This is a genomic window from Curtobacterium sp. PhB170, assembly GCF_003752345.1.
Lineage (GTDB): Bacteria > Actinomycetota > Actinomycetes > Actinomycetales > Microbacteriaceae > Curtobacterium.
In genome coordinates this window covers 750230-757053 of record NZ_RJUM01000009.1, presented here as the reverse complement: position 1 = coordinate 757053, position 6824 = coordinate 750230, and the positions used below count along the sequence as shown (strand labels likewise).

General features: G+C 71.2%; 6 protein-coding genes. 4 read left to right on the top strand and 2 right to left on the bottom strand.

Features of this window, described 5'->3' with window-relative positions:
• Positions 1-118: 118 nt before the first annotated feature.
• The gene (locus EDF40_RS07725; protein ID WP_123353902.1) at positions 119-586 is read right to left on the bottom strand and encodes an Asp23/Gls24 family envelope stress response protein; all 468 of its coding nucleotides are present in this window, start codon (positions 584-586) and stop codon (positions 119-121) included.
• Positions 587-749: 163 nt separating this feature from the next.
• Positions 750-1958 (bottom strand): helix-turn-helix domain-containing protein, encoded by a 1209-nt coding sequence (locus EDF40_RS07720; RefSeq protein ID WP_185002885.1) that lies wholly within the window; start codon positions 1956-1958, stop codon positions 750-752.
• 114 nt (positions 1959-2072) lie between these two features.
• On the opposite strand from EDF40_RS07720, the gene EDF40_RS07715 reads away from it, so the two are divergent.
• The 4 genes from EDF40_RS07715 (at position 2073) to pgi (ending at position 6740) form a co-directional block, all read left to right on the top strand.
• Positions 2073-2363, top strand: coding sequence for a metal-sensitive transcriptional regulator (locus EDF40_RS07715; RefSeq protein WP_111084793.1), 291 nt, complete (start codon positions 2073-2075; stop codon positions 2361-2363).
• A gap of 35 nt (positions 2364-2398) precedes the next feature.
• The gene (locus tag EDF40_RS07710; protein ID WP_333925306.1) at positions 2399-2617 is read left to right on the top strand and encodes a heavy-metal-associated domain-containing protein; all 219 of its coding nucleotides are present in this window, start codon (positions 2399-2401) and stop codon (positions 2615-2617) included.
• 32 nt (positions 2618-2649) lie between these two features.
• Positions 2650-4851, top strand: coding sequence for a heavy metal translocating P-type ATPase (locus tag EDF40_RS07705; protein ID WP_395863123.1), 2202 nt, complete (start codon positions 2650-2652; stop codon positions 4849-4851).
• Between the two features lie 167 nt (positions 4852-5018).
• A complete protein-coding gene (gene pgi / locus EDF40_RS07700) occupies positions 5019-6740 on the top strand; it encodes a glucose-6-phosphate isomerase (RefSeq protein ID WP_123338482.1) in 1722 nt (573 codons plus the stop codon).
• Positions 6741-6824: the final 84 nt, after the last annotated feature.

The following is a 6824-nucleotide window of genomic DNA, read 5'->3' as shown; positions in this document are numbered from 1 at the left end:
GCGGCCACGAGGGCCCCGATCGCACCGAAGACGATGACCAGGACGAAGCCCCAGAACCCGAACTGCAGTGCGACGACTGCGAGGACGGCGCCGATGAGGGCACCGATCAGTGTGTTGCTCATGCGACTCGCGCTTCCTTCTTCTCGTCGTTGTCGTTGTCGTCGTCGTCACCCGGGATGAAGACGTCCTGGACGGTCACGTTGACCTCGGCGACCTCCATGCCGACGATCTGCTCGAGGGCACGTGCGACGCTGCTGCGGACGCCGTCGGCGACCTGCTGGAGCGACACCGGGTACTCGGCGACGATGACGATGTCCGCGGCAACCTGCTTCTCGCCGACCTCGACCTTGACGCCCTGACCGAAGTCGCGCTGGCCGATCGCGTCGCGGAGGGCGCCGATCGCACGGGCAGCGCCGCCGCCGAGCGAGTGCACGCCGTTGACCTCGCGGGCCGCGATGCCGGCGACCTTCGACACGACGGTGTCGTCGATGACGGTCTTGCCGGTGACGCCGCTGTTCGAGCCGGCGTGCGAGGTGGCACGGGCCGCAGCGGTGGTTGCCGGGGTGGTGGTGATGGAGTCAGCCATGGTTCGTTCCTTCCGAGTGACCCGCCGGGCGTTCCCAGCGGTTGCTGTTCACGGATGAGACGGGCTGCACCAGAGATTCGTCACACATGACTTTTCGGATTCGGCGGAAATCCAGGAATCCCCGGAAACACGGGGATGTTGCTGTACCCCCCTGGCCGTCCGTTCAGGCGGTTTCGCGTGTTCCGTCCGCCGCGTTGCGTTCTGCAGCGGCGCGGATCGCCCGGGCGCACGCCATCGGGGACTCGCCCCGCTCGGCCCGGAAGAGCTGCTGCAGGCGTCGCGGCAGGACCCCGGCGGCGTCGGCGATGTCCTGCAGGGGGAGGTCCTCGTCGGTGTGCTCCTCGATGAACGCGACCGCGCGGCGGACGCGCCACGACGACCGACCGCTGTCGGGGCGTGCGGACAGCGACGTGCGGAGCGTGGTGGCGGGGTCCTCGCCGAACCGCTCGCGGTAGGCGGTGGCGAACCGGCCCGGGTTGGTGAAGCCCCACCGGCGCGCGACCACGGCGACCCCGTCCGCACCGGGGGCCCGGTCGTCGCCCGCGCGCAGGAGCTCACTCCGGGCACGGTCGAGCCGGTGCTCGCGCAGGAACCGGTGCGGCGTGGAGTCGAGGGTGCGGGCGAACACGTCCTGCAGTCCCCGCTGGCTGAGCCCGCACGCCGCGGCGATGTCCGACACCGCCGGACGTTCGGCCGCGTGCTGCTCGACGTAGCGGATCGCGTCGCGCAGGCGGTTCGCGACGGGGACGTCGTCGCCGCGGTTGCGGATCGGGAAGGTGTCGAGCACGACGATCGCCAGGCGACGGTTCAGGGCCGTCCGCATCGGACCGACCACGCGGTCGTCCACGAGAGCCGGGCCCAGCTCCCCGATCAGGTGGCGCAGGGGTTCGCGGCGGGCGATGACCTCGTCCTGCTGCTCGAACAGCAGCGGGCCGTCCGGCAGTCGGTAGCCGAGGTCGCGCCCCACGGTCCGCAGGAACGAGTCGGCGATGTGCACCCCGTTGTAGACGGTGCCGTCGGACTCGAAGCGGTACGCCTCGGACGCACTCGCGATGTACGGACTGCCCGGCTCGACCACGCGCGTGCGGTCGGGGAAGTGCATCTCGAGTCGGCCCCTGGTGAGCCAGAAGACCACGTGGTCCTCCCGCGCCCCGATCACCCCGCCGCGTCGCCCACCCTCGGCGCGCATGGTCCGCAGCGTCAGGTCGTCGTCGCCCACCACCGTGTACTCGTAGCGGGTGTCGTTCGTCGCGTACGTCTCCGAGGCGAAGTCGGACCCGTGGTACTCCGCCTCGAAGATGTCGGAGTAGTCGGAACCGTCGCCGTCGGCGAACCGCAGTCTGCGGAAGCCGTTCGTCGCCGGATCGGTCATGGTCGAAATCATGACATCGACGGCACGGCGAGGTGAATACCCTCGTTCGTGTCCGCGGGTCGATCGGAGGGAATACCCTAGGGGGGTACCGTATTGAGGACCGTGGAGGCCACCATGCACGAACACGTCGGGTACATCGGCGACAAGGACGACCTGCTCAAGCGGCTCCGTCGCGCCGAGGGCCAGGTACGCGGCATCGCCCGCATGGTCGAGGACGAGACGTACTGCATCGACGTCCTCACCCAGATCTCGGCGGCGAACCGGGCGCTCGAACGCGTGGCGCTGTCGCTGCTCGAGGACCACCTCAAGCACTGCGTCGCCGAGGCGGTCGCCGAGGGCGGCGACGCCGCGGACGAGAAGGTCCGCGAGGCGAGCCAGGCCATCGCCCGGCTCGTGCGCTCGTGACCGCCGCCCGCACCCGAACCACAGGAGGAGACACCGTGACCACCGAACTGCTGCTCGTCGAGGGCATGACCTGCGAGCACTGCGTGCTGAGCGTGACCGAGGAACTCACCGAACTCGAGGGGGTGTCCGACGTCGCCGTCGCGCTCGTCCCCGGCGGTGCCTCGTCGGTGACCGTCACCTCGGACGCACCCGTCGACGCCGGTGCCCTCCGCGGTGCGGTCGCCGAGGCGGGGTACGAGGTCGTGCCGTCGTGACGGACGGCATCGTCGAGCTCGACATCACGGGCATGACCTGCGCCTCGTGCGCGAACCGCATCGAACGGAAGCTCGGCAAGCTCCCCGGGGTCACCGCCACCGTCAACTACGCCACCGAGAAGGCACAGGTGCAGGTCGCCGCGGACGGCCCCGCCGACCCCGCTGCCCTCATCGCCGCCGTCGAGTCCGCGGGCTACGGTGCGACCGTCCCCGCGCCGCCGGCCGACACGACGGAGCCGGACGACGACGCCGACGACCCGGCCGGTGCGCTGCGCCGACGACTCGTCGTGTCGACGGTCCTGGCCGTGCCGGTCGTCCTGCTCTCGATGGTGCCGGTCCTGCAGTTCCCGAACTGGCAGTGGCTCGCGCTGACGCTCGCCGCGCCCGTCGCGGTGTGGGGTGCGCTCCCGTTCCACCGCGCCGCGTGGGTGAACGCCCGACACGGTGCCGCGACCATGGACACCCTGGTCAGTGTGGGTGTGCTGGCGGCCTTCGGCTGGTCCCTCTACGCCCTCTTCTTCGGCGACGCCGGCACCACCGGCATGCACATGACGTTCTCGTGGATCGCGACCGACCCCGAGGCGACCGACCTGTACCTCGAGGTCGCCGCGGCCGTGACGGTGTTCATCCTGGCCGGCCGGTACATGGAGGCCCGCGCCAAGAAGCAGTCCGGGGCGGCACTCCGCGCCCTGCTCGAACTCGGCGCGAAGGAGGCCACGGTGCTGCGCGACGGCGTCGAGCAGCGGGTCGCCGCGTCGGCGCTCGTCGTCGGGGACGTCGTCGTCGTGCGGCCAGGGGAGCGGATCCCCAGCGACGGCCTCGTGCAGGACGGGTCCTCGGCCGTGGACCGCAGCATGGTCACCGGCGAATCCGTCCCGGTCGAGGTCGGACCGGGCGACCGGGTGACCGGCGCGACGATCAACGTCGGCGGCCGGCTCGTGGTCGCCGTCACCCGCGTCGGCGCCGACACCGAGCTCGCCCGGATGGGACGGCTCGTCGAGGACGCGCAGACCGGCAAGGCCGACGTCCAACGCCTGGCCGACCGGGTCTCCGGCGTCTTCGTGCCGATCGTCATCGGGCTCGCCGTGCTGGCGTTCGTCGGCTGGCTCGTGCTCGGCGGCTCGGTCACGGCGGCGTTCACCGCGGCCGTCGCCACGCTCATCATCGCCTGCCCGTGCGCCCTCGGACTCGCGACGCCGACCGCACTGCTCGTCGGCACCGGCCGCGGGTCCCAGCTCGGCATCCTGATCGGTGGCCCGCAGGTGCTCGAACGGACCCGTGGCGTCGACACCATCGTGCTCGACAAGACCGGCACCGTCACCACCGGCGAGATGACCCTGCGCGCCGTGACCTCGATGGACGCGACCCTCGACGCGGACGCCGTGCTCCGACTGGCCGCCGCCGTCGAGCACGGATCGGAACACCCCGTGGCACGAGCGGTCGTGCGGGCCGCGACGGCCCGGCAGCTCGACGTCCCGGCCGCCGAGCAGTTCGACTCCACCCCCGGCGCCGGCGTGCAGGCCGTCGTGGACGGCGACGTCGTGCTCGTCGGCGGGACCGGCTGGCTCGCCGCGTCCTGGGCGGTCGTCGTGCCCGACGACGCCTCGGCCGCGATCACCGCCGCCGAGGCCGACGGGGGCACCGCGGTCGTCGTCGCGCGGAACGGCCGCGTGCTGGGCGTCGTGGTCGTCGGCGACACCGTGAAGCCCGAGGCAGCCGACGCGGTCGCGCGCTTCGTGGCCCTCGGTCTGCACCCCGTCCTGCTCACCGGCGACAACGACGGCGCCGCACGGGCCGTCGCCGCACGGGTCGGCATCGACGAGGTGCACGCCCGCGCGACCCCGGCCGGCAAGCTCGACGCCGTCCGGGGCATGCAGGCCCAGGGGCGGAGCGTGGCCATGGTCGGTGACGGCGTCAACGACGCTGCGGCGCTCGCCGCGGCCGACCTCGGCATCGCGATGGGGGCCGGCACCGACGCCGCGATCGCGGCCAGTGACATCACGGTCGTGAGCGGTCGGCTCACCGTCGTCGCCGATGCCGTCCGACTGTCGCGCGCCACGCTCGGCATCATCAAGGGCAACCTGTTCTGGGCGTTCGCGTACAACGTGGCGGCGATCCCGCTCGCGATGGCGGGGCTGCTCAACCCGGTACTCGCCGGCGCCGCCATGGCGTTCTCGTCGGTGTTCGTCGTGACGAACAGCCTGCGGCTGCGGCGTTTCGCACCCCGGCCCTGAGGTCGACCACCCGCCGGACGTGACGCGCGCAGCGAACGCGCCCCGTGCCTCCCGTCCGGCGGTGCGCACCACGGTGCCGACGGCACTACGCTCGAAGACGGTCCGCGACGCACTGGTGCGGTGACCTGCGGGCTGTACGTCTCGAACGTGATCCCAGGAGGACCGAAGTGACCGAATCCGCTCCCGTCGACCCCACATCGACCGAAGGCTGGAAGAAGCTCGACAGCATCGCTGCCGACTTCACCCCTGACCTGCGCGGGTGGTTCGACAGCGACCCCGGCCGTGCCGAGCAGTACACGTTCCAGGCAGCCGACCTGACCGTGGACCTGTCGAAGGGCCTCGTCACCGAGGACATCCTCGCCGCCCTGCTGCAGGTCGCGAAGGACACCGGCGTCGCCGAGCGCTTCCAGGCGATGCTGTCCGGCGAGCACATCAACGTCACCGAGGACCGTGCCGTCCTGCACACCGCGCTCCGCCGTCCGAAGGCGACCGAGGGGCTCGTCCCGGCGGCGCCGCTGACCGTCGACGGCCAAGACGTCGACGCCGACGTGCACGCCACGCTCGACAAGGTCTACGCGTTCGCGTCGCAGGTGCGTGACGGCTCGTGGACCGGTGTCACCGGCAAGCGCATCGAGACCGTCGTCAACATCGGCATCGGTGGGTCCGACCTCGGCCCCGTCATGGTCTACGAAGCACTCAAGCCGTACGTCCAGCCCGGCCTCGAAGCGCGCTTCGTGTCGAACATCGACCCCGCGGACATCTACGAGAAGACCGTGGACCTCGACCCCGAGACCACGCTGTTCATCGTCGCATCGAAGACCTTCGGCACCCTCGAGACCCTGACGAACGCGCGCCTCGCACGCCAGTGGCTGTGGGAGCGGCTCGGCCTGACCGACGCCGGTGACGACGAGAAGACGAACGCCGTCGCGAAGCACTTCGTCGCCGTCTCCACCGCGCTCGACAAGGTCGAGGCCTTCGGCATCGACCCCGAGAACGCCTTCGGGTTCTGGGACTGGGTGGGCGGCCGATACTCCGTCGACTCCGCGATCGGCACGAGCGTCATCGTCGCGATCGGCCAGGAGAACTGGGAGCAGTTCCTCGCCGGCTTCCACGCCATCGACGAGCACGTCCGCACCACGCCGCTCGAGCAGAACGTCCCGGTCCTGATGGGCCTGCTCAACGTCTGGTACACGAACTTCCTCGATGCGCAGAGCCACGCGGTCCTGCCGTACACGCAGTACCTGCACCGCTTCGCCGCGTACCTGCAGCAGCTCACCATGGAGTCGAACGGCAAGCGCGTCCGCTGGGACGGCTCGCCCGTCACCACCGGGACCGGCGAGGTCTTCTGGGGCGAGCCCGGCACGAACGGCCAGCACGCGTTCTACCAGCTCATCCACCAGGGCACCCGCCTGATCCCGGCCGACTTCATCACGGTCGCGAACCCGGCCCGTCCGCTCAAGGACGAGACCGGTGACGGCAAGGGCGTCGCACCCGGCACCGACGTGCACACGCTGTTCCTGGCGAACTTCTTCGCGCAGACCAAGGCGCTCGCGTTCGGCAAGAGCGCCGACGAGGTCCGGGCCGAGGGCACCACCGACGAGGGCATCGTCGCGGCGCGCACGTTCCCGGGCAACAAGCCGACGACGTCGATCCTGGCGCCGGAGCTCACCCCGAGCGTGCTCGGCCAGCTCATCGCGCTCTACGAGCACATCGTGTTCACCGAGGGCACGATCTGGGGCATCGACTCGTTCGACCAGTGGGGCGTGGAGCTCGGCAAGCAGCTGGCGCTGCAGGTCACGCCCGCCGTCGAGGGCGACCAGGCCGCGCTCGACGCGCAGGACGCCTCGACCAAGGCGCTCATCGCGAAGTACCTGGAGCTGCGCAAGTAGCGAGGTGCCCACCTGACGGACGGGAGGCCCGTGGCGGATCCGCCACGGGCCTCCCGTCCGTCTGCCGGTCGCTGCCACGGCGAC